This is a genomic window from Thalassotalea sp. PP2-459 (assembly GCF_001913705.1).
GTDB lineage: Bacteria > Pseudomonadota > Gammaproteobacteria > Enterobacterales > Alteromonadaceae > Thalassotalea_C > Thalassotalea_C hakodatensis.
In genome coordinates, this window is record NZ_MKQD01000054.1 from 88,831 (window position 1) to 108,081 (window position 19,251).

13 protein-coding genes are annotated in these 19,251 nt (G+C 38.0%); 8 read left to right on the top strand and 5 right to left on the bottom strand.

The window, feature by feature from the left end; translation table 11 throughout:
* Window positions 1–2 precede the first annotated feature (2 nt).
* From BI291_RS13735 to pyrD, 5 genes are all read left to right on the top strand, one after another.
* Complete coding sequence (locus BI291_RS13735) at window positions 3–1,361, top strand: DUF1329 domain-containing protein (RefSeq protein WP_074499341.1); 1,359 nt, start codon at window positions 3–5, stop codon at window positions 1,359–1,361.
* 69 nt (window positions 1,362–1,430) lie between these two features.
* Window positions 1,431–2,438, top strand: coding sequence for a YCF48-related protein (locus BI291_RS13740; protein WP_074499342.1), 1,008 nt, complete (start codon window positions 1,431–1,433; stop codon window positions 2,436–2,438).
* A 1-nt stretch (window position 2,439) separates the two neighbouring features.
* Window positions 2,440–4,764, top strand: a complete 2,325-nt coding sequence (locus BI291_RS13745) for an RND family transporter (RefSeq protein WP_074499343.1) — start codon at window positions 2,440–2,442, stop codon at window positions 4,762–4,764.
* 257 nt (window positions 4,765–5,021) lie between these two features.
* Window positions 5,022–9,863: an NAD-glutamate dehydrogenase gene (locus tag BI291_RS13750; protein WP_074499344.1), complete on the top strand. Its 4,842-nt coding sequence runs from the start codon at window positions 5,022–5,024 to the stop codon at window positions 9,861–9,863.
* Window positions 9,864–9,988: 125 nt separating this feature from the next.
* Complete coding sequence (gene pyrD, locus BI291_RS13755) at window positions 9,989–10,999, top strand: quinone-dependent dihydroorotate dehydrogenase (protein ID WP_074499345.1); 1,011 nt, start codon at window positions 9,989–9,991, stop codon at window positions 10,997–10,999.
* Window positions 11,000–11,178: 179 nt separating this feature from the next.
* Here the strand turns inward: pyrD and BI291_RS13760 are convergent, their stop codons facing one another.
* Together BI291_RS13760 and asnB are read right to left on the bottom strand one after the other, a co-directional pair.
* A complete protein-coding gene (locus tag BI291_RS13760; protein WP_074499346.1) occupies window positions 11,179–11,943 on the bottom strand; it encodes a hypothetical protein in 765 nt (254 codons plus the stop codon).
* A gap of 142 nt (window positions 11,944–12,085) precedes the next feature.
* A complete protein-coding gene (gene asnB, locus BI291_RS13765) occupies window positions 12,086–13,750 on the bottom strand; it encodes an asparagine synthase B (RefSeq protein WP_074499347.1) in 1,665 nt (554 codons plus the stop codon).
* A 318-nt stretch (window positions 13,751–14,068) separates the two neighbouring features.
* Here asnB and BI291_RS13770 point away from each other — a divergent pair, with 318 nt between their 5' ends.
* From BI291_RS13770 to BI291_RS13780, 3 genes are all read left to right on the top strand, one after another.
* On the top strand, window positions 14,069–15,301 hold the full coding sequence (locus tag BI291_RS13770; protein WP_083602069.1) for a hypothetical protein: 1,233 nt from the start codon (window positions 14,069–14,071) through the stop codon (window positions 15,299–15,301).
* A 97-nt stretch (window positions 15,302–15,398) separates the two neighbouring features.
* A complete protein-coding gene (locus tag BI291_RS13775) occupies window positions 15,399–15,971 on the top strand; it encodes a tRNA-(ms[2]io[6]A)-hydroxylase (RefSeq protein WP_074499348.1) in 573 nt (190 codons plus the stop codon).
* Between the two features lie 6 nt (window positions 15,972–15,977).
* Window positions 15,978–17,189 carry a hypothetical protein gene (locus BI291_RS13780; protein ID WP_074499349.1) on the top strand — a complete coding sequence of 404 codons (1,212 nt, stop codon included), beginning with the start codon at window positions 15,978–15,980 and terminating at the stop codon, window positions 17,187–17,189.
* A gap of 196 nt (window positions 17,190–17,385) precedes the next feature.
* Here the strand turns inward: BI291_RS13780 and BI291_RS13785 are convergent, their stop codons facing one another.
* From BI291_RS13785 to ccoO, 3 genes are read right to left on the bottom strand one after another with little or no spacing between them, the layout of a single operon-like run.
* Entirely contained in the window at window positions 17,386–18,423 is a 1,038-nt protein-coding gene (locus BI291_RS13785) for a cbb3-type cytochrome c oxidase N-terminal domain-containing protein (protein WP_074499350.1), read from the bottom strand.
* Complete coding sequence (locus tag BI291_RS13790; RefSeq protein ID WP_074499351.1) at window positions 18,416–18,595, bottom strand: cbb3-type cytochrome c oxidase subunit 3; 180 nt, start codon at window positions 18,593–18,595, stop codon at window positions 18,416–18,418. The genes BI291_RS13785 and BI291_RS13790 overlap by 8 nt, the downstream gene beginning before the upstream one ends.
* 5 nt (window positions 18,596–18,600) lie before the next feature.
* Window positions 18,601–19,245, bottom strand: a complete 645-nt coding sequence (gene ccoO / locus BI291_RS13795) for a cytochrome-c oxidase, cbb3-type subunit II (RefSeq protein WP_074499352.1) — start codon at window positions 19,243–19,245, stop codon at window positions 18,601–18,603.
* Between the last annotated feature and the right edge of the window lie 6 nt (window positions 19,246–19,251).

Here is a 19,251-nt window from a genome sequence, read left to right on the forward strand (position 1 = left end):
AGATGAAAAAGATAACTTTATTATCTCTTGCTGTTAGCTTTGCATTTGCCACTGGAGCGCAAGCTAAAGTTGATGAACAACAAGTAAAAAAACTATCGAATGAATTAACACCATTTGGTGCTGTTCGCGGTGCAAATGCTGATGGAAGTATTCCAGCATGGAAAGGCGGTATTACAGCACCTCCAGCAGGTTATGAACCAGGTATGCATCATCTTGACCCATTTCCGCAAGATAAAGTGCTTTATACGGTAACTGCAGAAAACTTAGAGAAATATAAAAACGTATTAACGCCAGGTCAAATTAAATTATTTGAAACCTATCCTAGTACATTCAAAATGAACGTATATCAAACTCGCCGTACCGCATCTTACCCGCAACACGTTTATGATGAAACGTTAAAAAATGCTGCACGAAGTGAGCTGATCCAACAAGGTAATGGCATTACCCAAGCAGCCGTTGGTATTCCATTTCCAATTCCTGCAAATGGCTTAGAAGCGATTTGGAATCATATTTTGCGCTATCGCGGTGAAGCCTTAACACGCGAAGGTGGACAGGTTATGCCTACATCTTCAGGCGATTACACCTATATTGGCTTTGATGAACAGTTGATGATCCCTTATGGTGTTAAAGGTGCCTCTCCTGAGAAACTAGAAGAAAGTAATATTTTGTTCATGTTTAAGCAAAAAGTAACTGAGCCAGATTCGAGAGTGGGCACGGCATTACTTGTACATGAAACCATGGATCAAATTAAAACAGAGCGTCAAGCATGGATTTATAACAAAGGTATTGGTCGCGAACAAAAAGCTCCTACGGTTGCTTATGATGCCCCAGGTACTGCGTCAGATGGTTTAAGAACAACTGATGACTTTGATATGTTCAACGGTGCGCCAAATCGCTACACTTGGACACTAAAAGGTAAGCAAGAACTTTTGATCCCATACAACGATTATCGTTTGCATAGTGATGAATTAACTTACGAACAAATTGTTCAAGCAGGTCATATTAACCCAGAATATGTTCGTTATGAAAAGCATCGTGTTTGGGTTGTAGAAGCTAATCTGAAAGATAATACCCGTCATATCTATAAGAAACGTGTTTTCTTTATCGATGAAGATAGCTGGCAAATTGCAGTCACTGATATCTATGATGATCGTGATGAAATGTATCGTGTTGGTATGGCACATGGTATTAATTACTACGAAGTACCAACGCACTGGTCAACTTTAGATGTGTTCCATGATTTACAATCTAAACGCTATATTGCTATTGGTTTAGATAATGAGCACAAAATGTATGACTTTTCAGCTAAACTTAGAAAGTCGAAGTTTAGATCTAGAGCATTACGCATTGAGAATAGATAAGATATTTATCTAGTAATAAACGGCTGGCTCAATGCCAGCCTTTTTTGTAACAAGGGTTAAAGGTTTTTCATGATAAAAATTTTGGTGACAGTTTTCTTGTTGTTATCTGTTGTAGCTCATAGTGAGCAAGTCCCTAAACCGGCCATTATGTCATCAATGGCAGCTGACAAACTGTTGTTAGATATTACGGCTGTTGATAATGAATTTTTTGTCGCAGTAGGTGACCGTGGGCATATTATTCGCGGTGATTCTATTGATAACTTGCAACAAGTTCCATCACCTGTGCAGTCAACATTAACAGCTGTTGTTATGGTTAATCAATCTATCGGTTGGGCAGTAGGTCATGACAGCGTTATTTTACATACTGCAGATGGTGGTAAAAGCTGGAAAATTCAACAATATTTACCCGGTCAACAAAAGCCGTTAATGGATGTGGTATTTAAAAATGAACAAGAAGGTGTCGCGATTGGTTCTTATGGATTATTTTACCGAACGACTAACGCGGGTAAATCATGGCAACGTGAATACCATATTTCTTTACTATCCGATGAAGATAAAGAATACCTCAACGAATTAAAGCAAGAAGATGAACAAGCGTATTTAGATGAGCGCGCAAATATTTTACCGCACTTTAATCGTATATATCTTGACGGTCGTACCACGTATTTAGTTGGTGAATTGGGATTAATGGCTAAAAGCAATGATTTCGGTAAAACCTGGCAGCGACTAGAGAAAATTTATCAAGGCTCTTTTTACGATATAATTCGCACACAACAAGGTAATTTATTATCTGTTGGCTTGCGGGGAAATATTTTTAGAACACAACAAAATGGCGCACCGTGGCAATATACCAAGTCAGGTGAAACAGCGTTACTTAATGACATAGTGCTTGCTGACGAAAATACCATCTATATTTTAGGTAATAACGGAGTTTTACTTGAAAGCCAAGACGATGGTGTAAGCTTTACCAATAATGCTCAAATAGATGGTAAAGCAATGCTAGCAGGAATTATGTTTAAAAATGAGTTGATCGTAGCTTCTGAAGTTGGGATTAAATTAATACAGGTATCTAAATAATATGAATGTAGATTCGCTTATCAATCGCATTGAAGTCGTTATATTTAGAAAACGTGGTGTAGTATTAGCGCTTTTTGCGATGATCACGGCGTTTCTTATTGTGCAAGCCTCACAAATTAAATTAGATGCTGCATTCACGAAAAATATCCCGTTAAACCATGAATACATGCAGACCTATCTCAAGCATCGAGAAAACTTTGGTGGTGCGAATAATGTCCTAATTTCGGTGTGCCACAAAGACGGTGATATTTTTAACCAAGAGTTTTTTACTGCCCTCAAAGGCGTTCATGATCAACTGTTTTTTATTCCTGGGGTGAATCGCACTCAAGTTCAATCACTGTTTTCTCCTAGCACGCGCTTTGTTGAAGTTGTAGAAGATGGCTTTGCTGGTGGTCCTGTGGTACCTGCAGACTTTCAACCAACGCCTGAGGGGTTGGCTATTGTTAAAGGCAATATAGAAAAAGCAGGCATTGTAGGCCGAATTATTGCTGACGACTACAGTTGTGCAATGGTTAAAGCAACGCTCATGGAGAATCACCCTGAAACAGGAGAAAAGCTTGATTCGATTGCGTTAGCTAATAAGCTCGAAAATGAAGTGAGAAAGCCTTTTGAAAAAGATAATATAACCGTACATATTATCGGCTTTACCAAAATGGTCGGTGATGTTGCAGACGGTGCCAAAGGAGTGGTGACCTTTTTTGCGGTAGCAATTGTTATCACGGCTATCATGGTATTTATTTTCTCCCGATCTCTATCGTTAACACTGTTACCCATTGCGTGTTCTATTGTTGCGGTTGTGTGGCAAATGGGACTACTATCAACATTAGGTTTTGGCTTAGATCCCATGTCTATTCTTGTGCCATTTCTAGTGTTTGCCATTGGTGTTAGTCACGGGGTACAGATGATCAATGCAGTAGGGAAACGCGTTGCACAAGGGTTTACAACGAAAGCTGCTGCTCAGTTCAGTTTCAAATCTTTGGTGGTACCTGGGGTTGCTGCATTACTTTCTGATACCGTTGGTTTTATCACATTATTATCGATTGATATCGGTATTATTCGAGAACTTGCAATCACTGCATCGTTAGGTGTTGCAGTAATCATTTTCACTAACTTATTGTTGTTGCCCATTGTTATTTCATTCCTTGATGTCAGCAAACATAATGCTAAAGATAAAGATGAACGTAGTAGCAGTAATAACCATTGGCAGTGGTTAGCCAGTTTTAGTAAGCGTGGCCCTGCTACTATTATTCTTATTATTAGTGCCGTACTGTTTTCATTAGGCTTTTATTTTTCACAACAGCTGAAAATTGGCGAACTACATGCAGGTGCGCCGGCTCTACATGAAGAATCTCGTTATAATCAAGATACGTTTTTAATTACCGATCGTTATGCCATCAGTGTAGATTACATGTCGGTCTTAGTTGAAACGACAGAGAGCGCTTGTACCAATAGCGAAGTGTTAAAAACGATGGATGCCTTACAATGGCGTATGGAGAACGTTAATGGTGTGCAGTCAGCGGTAAGTTTAGCCTCAGTACTTAAGGTGATTAATGCTGGCTATTACGAAGGCAACTTAAAATGGCGTATTATTTCACCTAACCGTTACGCGATAGCCCAAGCACTCTCTAATATTCCAAGCTCTACTGGTCTATTAAATAATGAATGTTCTGTAATGCCGATAATTTTATTTTTAGAAGATCACAAGGCTGAAACAATTACTCGTGTGGTAGAGCAAGCTAAATTAGCGATTGATGAACTTAATAATGATTTACTCACATTTAAACTTGCTTCCGGACCAATAGGGGTTATGGCTGCCACTAATGAAGCGGTAGAAGCTGCACAAATGCCGATGATGATGTATGTCTACGGTGCGGTAATTTTACTTTGTTTAATTAGCTTTAGAAGTATTCGAGCAACTATCTCGGTGGTTTTACCTTTATTTATTGTCTCTACCCTCGCACAATGGTTAATGACAGTCTTAGATATCGGATTAACGGTGTCAACATTACCGGTTATTGCATTAGGTGTAGGTATTGGTGTTGATTATGGTATTTATATTCTGTCAACGATGAGCGTTCGTTTACGAGAAGGTATGACTGTTAATGAAGCCTATTTAAATGCACTTCAAGAAAGAGGCAGCGCAGTACTATTTACCGGTGTAACTTTAGCTATTGGAGTTTCAACGTGGTTTTTCTCAGATCTCAAATTCCAAATGGATATGGGAATATTACTTACTTTTATGTTTTTAGTGAACATGCTTGCCGCGATTACTATTTTACCCGCGATAGCGAGTTTCTTGTGGCGAGATAAAAGGCAAGTAAGCTAAATTTTTTATATAAATTAAACTGCATAAATAAACGAGAAAATGGCCGAAAGGCCATTTTCTATTTATAACAAGTGAATAAACAACTATCACTGCATATAAAGCTTTACGCTTACTTGTGAACTCTTAGTAAATATTAAAAAATATCTCTCGCAATCGCTTAAATTTATTAATAAAATTCATCAAATAGTCTATGCTCATAGACATAAATATAAAATTATACAAATTATTTCACACGTTTTATCCAAAAGGAAAACGGCATGGCGTTAGTAGATGGTTTACCCTCAGTGATACTTTCGAACGTAGCACAGTTAATACAGCAAAAAGTTCCTGCAGACACCGCTCCTTTAGTTGAGCAGTTTGCTGAACTGTTATATAACAATATTTCTCATAAAGATTTAGCGCATCGAAACGATAGCGATATGTACGGTGCAACATTAAGTCTTTGGAACTCTCTGAATGGGCATAAGGATAAAAAACCTGTTATTAAGGTGTTTAATCCTCAAGTGTCTAAAAATGGTTGGAAATCAAGCCATACCATTATTGAAATTATTGTCAGTGACATGCCTTTTTTGGTTGACTCTGTTCGTATTGCTCTTACCCGTTTAGGGTTATCGCCACACTTGATGATTAATAATCCAATTAAGCTAGTGAGAGATAAAAGCGGTAATATTACCAAGCTAAGCTCATCTTCAAATAAGCGTTTTAAAGCAACCTCGACAGAAACCGTTTTCTTTATTGAAATTGATAGACAAAGTGAGCAATCTGACCTTGATACTATTGCAGATGAATTACGATCAGTTGTCGACGATATTGTTATAACAGTTGCTGACTGGCAACCAATGACAACTAAACTTAAAGATGTTATTCAACGCACTGAAAAAGCCAAACTACCTTGTTCAGATGAAGAAAAGTCTGAAAGTTTGGCGTTTTTAAAATGGATTTTAGATAACAACTTTACCCTATTAGGTTATCGTTCCTATGATGTTAAATCCTTAAAAGGAGACATGGCGTTATCTGCTGATGATGAAACTAGTCTCGGCCTGATGAAAAACTCTAAAGGTACTAAAGAACGGCTGCTTTCAAAGTTAAGTGAATCTGCTCGTGAAATTGCTTTAGGTGATAACTTACTTATTTTAACCAAAACAAATTCTCGCTCACGAGTACATCGTCCAGCGTTGCTTGATTACATCGGTATCAAACGCTTCGATGCAAAAGGTAATGTAATAGGTGAAGAGCGCTTTCTTGGTTTATTTGGCTCTGCATACTATACCAATAGTGCGTTGGAGCTACCCTTAATTAAATCTAAAGTACAAGCAGTATGTGAAGACTCAGGTTATGCGAAAGATACACATGCTTATAAAACCTTGATTAATATTTTAGAAACATATCCACGAGATGAAATATTACAATCGCGCCCAGAAGAATTATTGAAAAACGTGTTAGGCATTTTTCAAATGCAAGAACGTGATTATTCAGGTTTGTTTATTCGAAGAGATGCATTCGATCGTTTTTATTCTTGTATGGTTTACGTGCGTAGAGAACGTTACAACACGGCATTACGTGTGCAAACTCAAAAACTTCTTCAAAAAGCCTTTGATAGTGATGAAGAAGTAGAGTTTACAACATTTTTCTCTGAGTCACCTCAGGCAAGAACACACTACACTGTGCGAGTCAATTCAACAAAAGCAGATATTAACGTGAAAGAACTTGAAAATAACTTGAATCAAGCAGCGCGTAGCTGGGATGATAAACTAGCTGATGCCTTAAATTCGCATAAAGGTGAAGAAAAAGGTAAAGCACTTAGCCGCAAATATGTCAGTTTTCCTCAAGCATATAAAGATGAAGTATTGCCAGGTTCAGCAATTGTTGATATTGAAAAACTAGAAGCAGTTTCAGGCAACAACAAGTTAGAAATGCTTTTTTACCAACCGCAAGAAGAAAAAGCAGACAGCAATTTTGTTAAACTAAAACTATTCCATACTGGTGAGCCATTGCACTTATCTGACGTGCTTCCAATGCTAGAAAACTTTGGTTTACGTGTGATTGGTGAAAGTCCGTATGCTGTTCGTGCAGCAGACGGTGAAATGTGTTGGATATTAGACTTTTCGATGTTATTAACAGGTGATGGTGCTTTTAGTTTAGAAAAAGTACAAACCTTGTTCCAAGATGCATTTTCAAAAGTGTGGACGGGTAAACTTGAAGATGACGGTTTTAACCGATTAATCTTAGGCGCACAATTGGCTGGTCGTGAAGTCTCTATTTTACGTGCCTATGCAAAGTATGAACGTCAAATTGGTGGTACGTTTAGCCAAAACTATATTGAAGATACGTTTGCGCGTTATCCAAATATAGCCGAGCTATTGCTTAAACTTTTCGAGTTGCGTTTTGAGCCTAAAGGTAAACAAAACCCTAAAACAATTGCTAAGTTATTAGAAGAAATTGAATCATCACTTGATAACGTTGCAAACTTAGATGATGACCGCATTATTCGTCGTTTCGTTGAAATGATTAATGCGACTATTCGAACTAATTACTTCCAACCTGATGATAATGGCGAAGAAAAACCTTACATTTCATTTAAAATTACACCAAGTGTTATTTCAGATATACCACAACCCGTACCTGCGTTTGAAATATTCGTATATTCTCCACAAGTAGAAGGTGTTCATTTACGAGGTGGTAAAGTAGCGCGTGGTGGCTTACGTTGGTCAGACAGACGTGAAGATTTCCGCACTGAAGTGTTGGGCTTAGTGAAAGCACAGCAAGTTAAAAATACTGTCATAGTTCCCGTGGGGGCAAAAGGTGGTTTTGTTTGTAAACAACTACCTACAGGTGATCGAAATGAAATATTTGAAGCTGGTAAAGAATGTTACCGCACCTTTATCCGCGGCTTATTAGACATTACCGATAATATTATTCAAGGGGAAGTCATTCCTCCATCGAATGTTGTACGTCATGACGAAGATGACCCGTATTTAGTTGTTGCCGCTGATAAAGGCACAGCAACATTTTCTGACATTGCTAACGGTATTTCAGAAGAATATAACTTTTGGATGGGGGATGCTTTCGCTTCAGGTGGCAGTGTTGGTTACGACCATAAAGGCATGGGCATTACCGCTAGAGGCGCGTGGGAATCTGTTAAACGTCATTTCCGTGAAATGGATATTGACTGTCAAACAACAGATTTTACCGTCATTGGTGTAGGAGATATGGCTGGTGATGTGTTTGGTAATGGTATGTTGCTTTCAAAACATATTCGATTACAGGCGGCCTTCAACCATATGCATATCTTTATAGATCCGTCACCTGATGCGGCAAGTTCATATAAAGAGCGTGAAAGATTATTTAATTTACCAGGTTGCACTTGGGAAGATTACAATAAGAAACTTATTTCAGAAGGTGGGGGTATTTTCAATCGCTCTGCTAAATCGATAAAGCTAACGCCGCAAATTAAGAAAATGCTAGGTACTCAAAAGCAGAGTATGTCGCCTATTGAGTTGATCCAAACCATTTTAAAAATGAAAGTAGATTTATTATGGAATGGTGGGATTGGTACCTATGTTAAGGGAAGTAAAGAGTCTCACATTGAAGTAGGTGATCGTGCAAATGATGGCTTACGTGTAGATGGTAATGAACTACGCGCTAAAGTAGTAGGAGAGGGTGGTAACCTTGGTTTAACTCAACTTGGTCGAATTGAATATGCTGCTAATGGTGGCCGTATTAACACTGACTCTGTCGATAATGTCGGTGGTGTTGATTGTTCAGATAACGAAGTTAACATTAAAATCTTATTAAATGGTTTAGTACAAAACGGTGATTTAACCTTAAAGCAACGTAATCAATTGCTATTTGATATGACTGATGATGTATCTGACCTCGTTATTAAAGACTGTTACCGTCAAACACATTCAATCTCAATTACCGAAATGAGAGGTTCTACACAACTTAAAGAACAATCTCGTTTTATTAATGCACTGGAACGTACAGGCAAATTAAACCGCTCATTAGAGTTTATTCCAAATGACGAAGAAATTGCTGATCGTTTAGCACAAGGTAAAGGGTTAACAAGACCTGAGCTTTCAGTGTTACTTGCCTATAGTAAAATGGTGTTAAAAGAAGATCTTGTTTGTCCTGAGATCACTGAAAACCCGTATCATGATCGTTTATTAATTGAAGCATTTCCTGATGATTTACAAGATAAATATCGTGAACAAATGCAAGAGCATCCATTACGCGCTGAAATCATTGCGACTAATTTAGCGAATAATATCGGTAACGACATGGGCTTTAATTTTGTTCACCGTATGAGTGATGAAACGGGTGCATCTGTTGCTGAAATTGCAAATTGTTATACGATGGCTAGTGAAGTGTTTGAGCTTTCTTCTTATTGGGAACAAATTGGTAATTTAGATAATAAGATCTCTACCATGGTCCAAACTGAAATGCTTTTTCAGTTAAGAAGAACAGTACGTCGTGCAACCAGATGGTTTTTACGTCACCGCAATAAATCAATGGATATTGCTCAAACAATTAAATTTTTCCGTTCTACGTTTGATGTCATGTCAGAAAATTTAAATGACTTCTTAATTGAAGATGAAGTTGAGATGTTAAAACGTGTTGAAAACGACTTGGTCAATGCTGGAGCACCTAAAAATGTCGCTCGAAGAGTATCGCAATTAAGTACGTTATTCTCTGCGATGGACTTAGCTGATTTGATTGAACAAGACGGCAGACCAATTAGCTTAATTTCTCACTTATACTTTAAATTAGGTGCGCGTTTAGATTTACATTGGTTCTTAGATCAAATTAATAAACAGCCAGTTTCAAATCATTGGCAAGCACTAGCTCGAGCTTCATTTAGAGAAGAGCTAGATTGGCAGCAACGTGCTTTAACGGGTGTTATTTTACGTACTGATGAAAAATGTGAAGATGTTGAAGCTTTGTTAGATTCTTGGTTTGATGCTTATGAGCAACCATTATCTCGCTGGCAACACATTCTTGACGATTTCAGAATTGGGCAAACTCACGAGTTTGCAAAATTTTCAGTTGCGCTACGAGAGTTAATGCTACTTAGTTTAAATTGTGATCCAACGAAATAAAAAAAGATAAAAAATCCCCGCACTTGCGGGGATTTTTGTATTAAAATTACCTATATTCTTTTTTACACCGCAAAATGATTAGCTACTTTTGTTGGTGATTTTTTGTCAACACATGCAGAGGTACTATGTTTTATTCAGCGATCCGTAAAGTATTATTTCAAATGGACCCCGAAACAACACATGACTTTACGATTAAAGCACTGAAAAACACGGGTGCATCACTATTAAATTTTCCTTATAAACAAACAGTATCAGAAAAGCCGGTACAAGTGATGGGTATTCATTTTCCAAATCCTTGTGGCTTAGCCGCAGGCCTAGATAAAAATGGTGAGTGTATCCGTGCGTTTGACGATATGGGCTTTGGTTTTGTTGAAGTAGGCACGGTAACGCCTAGACCACAACCGGGTAATGAGAAACCAAGAATATTCAGACTTGAACAAGCAAATGCCATTATTAATCGTATGGGCTTTAATAACAAAGGCGTTGATTACTTAGTTGATCAAGTGAGAAAAGCTAAATTCCGTGGTGTTTTAGGCATTAATATTGGGAAAAATAAAGATACACCCGAAGAAAATGCGAAAGATGATTACATTCACTGTATGCGTAAAGTGTATAATTTTGCGACGTATATTACGGTAAACATTTCATCGCCTAACACGCCTGGGTTACGTGAACTTCAATATGGAGATGCGCTAAATGCCTTGTTATCAGCGTTAAAAGCGGAACAGTTATCATTGGCTCGTCAGTTTGATAAATATGTGCCTATCGCCGTTAAAATTGCTCCTGACTTAACTGAAGAAGAAATACATTCCATTGCTGAGTGTTTAATCGCCAATGAAATTGATGGTGTTATTGCTACCAACACCACACTCGCTCGTGAAGAAGTTTCTCATTTAGCACATGGCAACGAAGCAGGGGGGTTAAGTGGCACTCCTGTTAAAGACAAAAGCACAGAAGTCATTCGTATATTAGCAAAAGCGCTAGATAATAAATTACCCATAATAGGGGTTGGCGGCATTAGTAGTGGCCAAGATGCAAAAGATAAAATTGAAGCCGGTGCAAAGCTAGTACAAGTTTATACCGGTTTTATTTACCAAGGGCCAGAGCTTGTTAAAGATATTGTTCGCGCATTGTGATCTTATTAAATAGGGTCAGGTACAATTAGACTCTACAAGGGTTAAACCATCGTAGGGGCCTTACGTTAACTCTTGGATAAATAACTGAAAGTAAGAAATAAGGGTTTTATATTGAGTATTTGCGCGAGGTTTATCAATGAACAAACCTCGCACAAGTAGAAGTGTGATTCTTGGATTCTTTAGTTACCGGGTGGAATGGTCACTGCTTTTTTGTTTTCTAACGATTCAATTCGCTCTATCAACAGCTTAATTTGCATATCAAGTGAGTTAACATTGCTTGCTACTTCAATTTGTTGGCTATTTCTACCTTGAATGTTTTGTTGAATAGCTGCCATATCATCACTTAGTTGATTGATTTCTTGCTTTAAAGTATTAGCTTGTTGTACTTGTTCAGAAAGTGCATCAACAGTAAATTCTGTAGCCGTTTGTTTTTCAGTAATATTACCAACAGATGCGGCTAACGTATTGACGGTATTTGTTACGTTGTTGTTAGCACTCGCTTGTTTTTTATTTTGTGCGCGTAGTTCTTTTATTTCACTTTGGTTTCTTCGCCATGCAGAAGCCCATAGCTTGTCCATTTCTGCCCAAAGTTTTTCGGTTTTTTCAGAAATAGCTTGTAACTTCGCTTTTAGGGCAACGGTAGACTCGCCCATTTCTTCGCCTGTAGCAGAGAGTTGATCTTCAAGCTGTTGAATACGTTGTTCAGCTTCATTAATAGAGGTTTTTAATTGCTTATTTTGTTCAAAGAAATAATAACCTGTACCTGCCAGTGCGAGGTAAATAGCGACGGTAAAAAATATTGACACACCGGATGTTTTACTTGGGGAAGTTACCGTTTTAGTCGGTGTTGTGCTATTTGTATTCGTTGTTTTGGTTGATGACGGCTTAATATGATCATCATCTAACGTAATGTTTGGAATTTCTGGTTCTACGCGATTAGACAAAATAACGCCTTCTTTGTGATTAACTAAAGTAAACCTCAACTTTAAATCAATTTGTGAGAAGTTTTAATAGTTTTGGGTAAATAAATTCACTAAAAGTATAAAACCGGCAAATATGCCGGTTTTTCATACACACTAGCGACAGTTAATAGCTATCGTTGTGAATGTTTTGTACCGCACGGCCCGATGGATCAGCCATTTTGCTAAAGGCTTCATCCCACGCGAGTGCTTGTGGTGTACTACATGCAACCGATTTACCACCAGGTACACATTTTGCCGCCGACTCTAGCGGAAAGTGTTCTTCAAATATTGCCCGATAAAAATAGGCTTCTTTGGTGTCTGGCGTGTTATGAGGAAATTTAAATTTCGCATTAGCAAGTTGTTGATCAGTCACTTGTGACTCAACGTGCTCTTTTAACCCATCAATCCAAGAGTAACCTACACCGTCTGAAAATTGCTCTTTTTGACGCCATAAAATTTCATCAGGTAAATAACCTTCGAAAGAGGCACGTAAAACACCTTTTTCGATTTTACCGTTACCGCACATTTTATCTTCAGGATTAATGCGCATGGCAACATCCATAAAGTTTTTGTCTAAAAACGGTACTCGCGCTTCAACGCCCCAAGCCGACATAGATTTGTTTGCACGTAAACAGTCGAACATATGCAGCTTGTCTAATTTACGTAGTAACTCCTCATGGAACTCTTGGGCGTTTGGTGCTTTATGGAAGTATAAATAACCGCCAAAAATTTCATCTGCACCTTCCCCAGAGAGTACCATTTTAATGCCCATGGCTTTAATTTTACGTGCCATTAAATACATTGGCGTTGAGGCACGTACTGTGGTTACATCGTATGTTTCTAAGTGGTAAATTACCTCTTTGAGTGCGTCAATACCTTCTTGTTCGGTAAAGACCACACTGTGATGGATAGTACCAATGCTATCGGCGACTTTTTGCGCCGCAATTAAATCAGGTGAACCTTCTAATCCGCAGGCAAATGAATGCACTTTTGGCCACCAAGCTTCCGATAAGTCATTTTCTTCGATACGTCTAGCAGCAAACTTCTGCGTAATTGATGAAATTAATGAAGAATCTAGACCACCAGAAAGCAGTACGCCGTATGGCACATCTGTCATTAAGTGACTTTTAACTGATTCTTCAAGCGCTTCTCTTAACTTTGTTTTGCTGGTGAAGTTATCTTTAACTGCTGAATATTCCATCCAGTTTCGTTGATAATATTTAACTAAATTACCATCTTTACTGTCTAGTAGATGTCCAGGTGGAAATTCCTCAACCGTTTTACAAAGTGGCATTAACGCTTTCATTTCTGAAGACACATAAAAATTTCCGTCTTCATCACGGCCGGTATAAAGGGGGATAATCCCAATATGATCGCGAGCAATTAAATAACTATTGTCCTCTGCGTTATATAAGCAAAACGCAAACATTCCTTGTAATTTATCAACGAACTCAGTACCAAACTCTTGATATAGCGGCAAAATAACTTCGCAGTCTGAATGTGTTTTAAAGTGGTAATCTACGGTGAGTCTTTCTTCGAGCGTTTTATGGTTATAAATTTCACCATTTACTGCAAGAACGTGAGATTTGTCTTCATTATATAGTGGTTGAGCACCGTGCTCTGTATCTACGATGGCGAGACGTTCATGCACCAATATAGCATTATCATTGCTATAAACACCTGACCAATCAGGGCCGCGATGACGAAGTAAACGAGAACATTCTATTGCTTTAGGACGAAGGGCATCTGCCCCAGATTTTATTTCTAATATACCAAATATCGAACACATTGAAGCGCTACCTCTTGTATATGTAAACCAAATTGTGAATACAGCGATTGCTTGCTTGCGGAGAAGTTTATTGAGAAAGCTATCTTTGACAGGACAAATACAACAACTGTGCTGAACACTTTGCCATGAATAATTAAAAAAGCAATAGGTGTTTGTAATTTTATTACATTAATTGCAAAGATAGTTCTCGTTAAGAGTGAAACCTAAGTATTGTTATTAAGATAGTGTGTTACGATAAATCGCTTTCCTCATGTCATTTTTATGCTTATTATCGTTAGTAGGCGTTGATAAATTTTATTGCATTATAAAGGGATTAATATGAAAGGCTTCTTAGCAAAATATCTTATGGTTGCGTTATTTTCAGTGAGCCTGCCTTACTCGGTGTTTAGTCAACCTTTATATCAACAACAAAACGAAAAGCCAGATACCTTAGCTAACGCAAAAAATGTTTCGAACAATTCCATCATCGAAAAAAGTGTCGAAGAGCAACGAATTGTTGATGCGAAAACAGCAATGCCTAATGTGTTTAATGTACTTAAATCAAGAGTAGAAACTTTTGAACAACAAATTAAGCAAGCACGTAATGTTACGGCCTTAACGCAAGTTGTCATTCGTCACGCACGTTTATTGTGGCAGGAAGGTGTTACAAGTTTTGAACAAACTAAACGATTTGATGATAGAAGTCTTTATTGGGCTAGGTTATCAATGTCTGCTGCTTTACGTGCTGCTCCGGCTTTTAAAGAAGCACTTTATACACAGCAACAAGCATTAATGTGGAAGTTTGAATTGATTTCTAGAGGTCAGCAAGACATCTCTTTTAATAAAAATAGCGATAAAAAAATGTTAGTGACCGGGTTTGATCCGTTTTTTTTAGATCGCAACATTCGTCAAAGTAATCCATCTGGCGTTGCGGCGTTAGCGCTTGACGATTTATTGATCAGTAAAGATGGTATAAGTGTGGAAATTGAAACGTTAATATTACCTGTAAGGTTTGCAGACTTTGATCAAGGCATGGTTGAAGCATTGTTATCTCCTTATTTTAATGAAGTTGATTATATAATAACGGTAAGTATGGGACGTACAGATTTTGATTTAGAACGCTTTCCAGGCCTACGACGTAGCGCACATGCGCCTGATAATCTAAATATGTTTACTGGCGCGACAAAAAAAGATCCAATACTTCCTTCATTAAATAATCATCACCTAGACGGACCTGAATTTATTGAATTTAGTTTACCCGTCAAAGCGATGTCTAACGCTGCAGGTCCATTTGCAATAAATGATAACCGCAGTGTAACCACAGTGACAGGTCCACTTACGGTTGAACATATTATGCAATTGCAAAAACGTACTTCAGTAGAAGGTTCAGGAGGTGGTTATCTTTCTAATGAAGTGTCGTATCGAAGCTTATTGTTACGTGATCAATTAAATCCAATGCTAGCGGTAGGGCATATTCATACACCAAGTATAAAAGGGTATGAGCCTCAAAAATCAAAATCTATTATTCAACAACTGAAAAAAATGCTGCAGTTAGCAATAACGGATAAATAAATCACCATTTTAAACGTTCGAAGCTTCTCTACTTGTTGTTCTGTAAAAGCAGGGTAAAATAGCGCGCAATTATCTTTGTACTAACTGTTTGAGCCTTATGTTTGAATTAAAATACCATACCCCATTTGAATGGACAGAAGCTGTGCTAGCAGACTTTGATACCTTTTTACAAGATCACGCCGCGGCAGAAAAAAAAGCGTCAGGAATGGCGGTGTCTATGTTATCCCATTATCCAGATAGAAAGACATTAGTACGTGCCATGACAGACTTAGCGATTGAAGAGTTGATTCACTTTAAGCAAGTGATCAAGCTAATGCAGGCACGTGATATACAACTTGGCAACGATGCGAAAGATGTGTACATCAAAAAAATACGCGGGTTATTTCGTCACGGTCAAGACGTATTCTTCTTAGATAGACTTTTGGTTGCAGGTGTTATTGAAGCGAGAGGTCATGAACGATTCTCTCTTGTTGCTCAAGCGCTTCCTGAAGGGAAAGAAAAAGATTTCTATGTCAGTATTGCTAAATCTGAAGAAAAACATAAAAATCTCTTTGTAGAGTTAGCCTATGAATATTTTGATAAAGCTGAAGTTGACCAAAGGTTAGAAGAAATTTTGATAGCAGAAGCTGATATTTGTTCACAATTACCCTTTACAGCAGCGTTACATTAATCGCTGATGAACGTGATTGAAAAATATCTTCAGCGGTATGCTGAGCCTGAGGTGATGTTAATCGATAAATTGCCTTCAGGTTTACGTTATCACCACGTAGTGGTAATACCGGCCTATAAAGAGTGTACTGCTTTCTTAACACAATTTAATGAAAGCAGTTTACTTGAACAGGGTTTTTTAGTCATTCTTGTTGTAAATCAACCTGAAACAGATGAAGAGAATAGATTACAATTGGCGCTTCAAACTGCAGCGTTAGCGAGCGGGCCCTTGTTATGGCAAAACCAGAATCTCGCTTTAGTACAACTTGCTGATTCACCTTCAGCAATATTAGTGGTGGACAGATTCACAAAAGGCATTCCAGCAAAACAAGGGGTGGGACTGGCACGAAAAATTGGAGCAGATCTCGCTTGCCTATTAATGCAACAACAGGTGGTGCTTAGTCAATGGATTCATTCAACGGACGCTGACGCAACCTTGCCGACTGATTATTTTTCAGCAGTAAAAAGTTGCAATGAAGACGTGGCCATTGCTACCTATAATTTTACTCATCAATGTGATGATAAGAAGATTTATCAGGCAAATGCGCTATATGAACAAGCAATGCGTTACTACGTAGCAGGATTAACATATGCCAACTCCCCTTATAATTTTTATACTATAGGTAGTCTACTTGCGTTTAAAGCTCAACATTACGCCCAAGTTCGGGGTTTTCCTAAACGAAGTGCAGGTGAAGACTTTTATTTAATTAACAAACTTGCCAAGCTTGGTAAGGTATTTTTTATTGAACGCAGCACCGTACTTTTAAACGCTAGGCTTTCAGATCGGGTGCCATTTGGCACAGGGCCTGCGGTTGAAAAGATAATCACTAAAGCCGAACAAGGATTAGGATACTATTATTATCATCCGGCCATTTTTGATAATTTGAAAAATGTGTTAGATAACGTAGATACGCTATTTGAATTAAGATTTTCTTTAAACATATGGCTCGAACAATTATCAACGAAGAGTAAACATGCATTAATTGCTATCGGATTTACAAAGTTTGTTGAACAGCATTTAAGTGCTAAAAAAATACAGTTTGAGAAGCAATTTATCGTTTGGTTTGATGCCTTTAAAACGTTAAAGTTCATTCATCATATACGTGATAATGGTGTTGAGAATATTTTGTTATCTTCTGCAATAGAGCAAGCATGCTTTATGCCATTAAGCGAGAATTAAAGGGGTCAGGTACATTTAAAGTTTTCTTATATATCCTGTTCAATAATAACTAACTAGTTCGGAATAAGAAGTTAGCTAATCAAGTTGTTATCCCGAGTTCAGATTAACTATCTACTCAGCTAGATGGGTACAAAAAAGCAATAAAAAACCCCTTTCAAATGAAAGAGGTTTTTTAAGTGTAATAAGTAATTACCTGTTACTCATGCGAAAGACTGTAAACATAAGCACTAATAACATGCACTTTCTTCTCACCTAAAATATCTTTCCAAGCGGGCATTACACCAGCACGTCCATGACGAATAGACTCTTGAATACCACGCTCTGAACTTGTATAAAGCCAAATGTTATCATTTAATCTAGGCGCGCCAAGGGCAATACCCATTGCTTCACTACCTTGACCTTCAGCCCCATGACAAGCTGCACACATAACAAATTTTTCTTTACCAGATTCAATGTTACCTTGCTTAGCTTCACGTCCGCTTAAGCTTAGCACATAGGCAGCTACATCCTTAACACCTTGTTCACCACCTAACATGGTTTCCCAAGCGATCATACCTTGTGCTTTACGGCCTTCCATAATGCTGTGTTTAATGTCAGCAGGAGTGCCTCCGTATAACCAATCTTTATCAACAAGATTAGGGAAACCGGTAGTACCGCGAGCATCAGAACCATGACACTGCGAACAGTTTTGCAAGAATAAACGTTTACCCACTTCAATCGCTTCTTTTCGTTGTAGCAATTGCTCTTGGGCTGGTGTTAGTTCTTGGTCAAGATCAAAATCAATTTCTTGATGTTTAGCACTCGCAATTTCTTCAATACTAAATGTTGCAAATTTATCGAAGATAGGGCCAAACCGTTGTTCTGCCGCTTTCATTTCCATATCGTATTCAACGATAAGTCCTTTTTCTCTAGCTTCGGCGGCTTGTTGTTTTGAGTCTTCCATGCTCACAATGCCTTGATTAGAGCTTGTCCAACCAAATAAGCCTTTAAAATTACCTAACCCTGGATACATTAATAAATAGCCAAAGCCCCAAATAATGGTGACCAAGAAAAATGTGCTCCACCATTTGGGTAAGGGGTTATTTAATTCTTCTATACCGTCGAAATCATGGCCAGTTGACTCGCCCTCAGGGACACCAACAAAGTTCTTTAAACACCAACGTAGTAGGAGAAAACAACCTACTAACGTTCCAAGTGTGAGAACAGTTATCCAAATACTCCAGAAACTAGACATTATTATTAGTCTCCTGTTTGTTATTTTCTTTTTTGTGATCTTCTTCAAAAATAGAATTAGCAGCTTTGTCAAACGTTGACTTGCGCTTCTTGTTATATGACCAGATCACAATGATGATAAATAAAGCTAATATTAATAAAGCTATTACGCCTCTAAGCGTTCCATAATCCATGACGATTACTTCAATGCGTGACCAAGAGATTGTAAGTAAGCAATTAAGGCATCCATTTCAGTTTTGCCTTTTACTGCTAACTTAGCATTCTTGATATCTTCAGCTGAATATAATGGAATTGGATTACCATCTTCATCTTTATGGCTTCTATTTCTTGTTAAGAAATTAAACGTTTCCAATTTCTTTGCCGTTAAGTTGCCATCAAGTGTATTTTCGGCTAACCAAGGGAAGCCTGGCATATTAGATTCTGGTACCACTGAACGAGGATCGATCAAGTGCGCACGATGCCAGTCATCACTATATCGACCACCCACACGTGCTAGATCAGGACCAGTACGCTTAGAACCCCATAAAAATGGATGCTCCCATACATGCTCACCCGCAACAGAATAATGACCATAACGCTCTGTTTCCGCACGGAAAGGGCGGATCATTTGGCTATGACATACGTTACAACTTTCGCGGATATAGATGTCTCGTCCTTCGAGTTCTAATGCCGTATATGGACGTAAATTTTCTACTGGTTGCGTTGTTTCTTTTTGAAAGAAAAGTGGTGTTATTTCTACAAGACCACCAATGCTAATAGCGAAAATAGTAAAGATAAAGAACAAGCCTACACTTTTTTCGACTTTTTCATGTTTATTTTTCATGTTCAG

Bases quoted from the DNA above. Each gene is read 5' to 3' on its own strand.
- BI291_RS13780 (WP_074499349.1), top strand. From the start codon at position 15,978: ATGAACGTGATTGAAAAATATCTTCAGCGGTATGCTGAGCCTGAGGTG.
- BI291_RS13750 (WP_074499344.1), top strand. From the start codon at position 5,022: ATGGCGTTAGTAGATGGTTTACCCTCAGTGATACTTTCGAACGTAGCA.
- ccoO (WP_074499352.1), bottom strand. From the start codon at position 19,245: ATGAAAAATAAACATGAAAAAGTCGAAAAAAGTGTAGGCTTGTTCTTT.
- BI291_RS13745 (WP_074499343.1), top strand. From the start codon at position 2,440: ATGAATGTAGATTCGCTTATCAATCGCATTGAAGTCGTTATATTTAGA.
- asnB (WP_074499347.1), bottom strand. From the start codon at position 13,750: ATGTGTTCGATATTTGGTATATTAGAAATAAAATCTGGGGCAGATGCC.
- pyrD (WP_074499345.1), top strand. From the start codon at position 9,989: ATGTTTTATTCAGCGATCCGTAAAGTATTATTTCAAATGGACCCCGAA.
- BI291_RS13790 (WP_074499351.1), bottom strand. From the start codon at position 18,595: ATGGATTATGGAACGCTTAGAGGCGTAATAGCTTTATTAATATTAGCT.
- BI291_RS13770 (WP_083602069.1), top strand. From the start codon at position 14,069: ATGAAAGGCTTCTTAGCAAAATATCTTATGGTTGCGTTATTTTCAGTG.
- BI291_RS13735 (WP_074499341.1), top strand. From the start codon at position 3: ATGAAAAAGATAACTTTATTATCTCTTGCTGTTAGCTTTGCATTTGCC.
- BI291_RS13775 (WP_074499348.1), top strand. From the start codon at position 15,399: ATGTTTGAATTAAAATACCATACCCCATTTGAATGGACAGAAGCTGTG.
- BI291_RS13740 (WP_074499342.1), top strand. From the start codon at position 1,431: ATGATAAAAATTTTGGTGACAGTTTTCTTGTTGTTATCTGTTGTAGCT.
- BI291_RS13785 (WP_074499350.1), bottom strand. From the start codon at position 18,423: ATGTCTAGTTTCTGGAGTATTTGGATAACTGTTCTCACACTTGGAACG.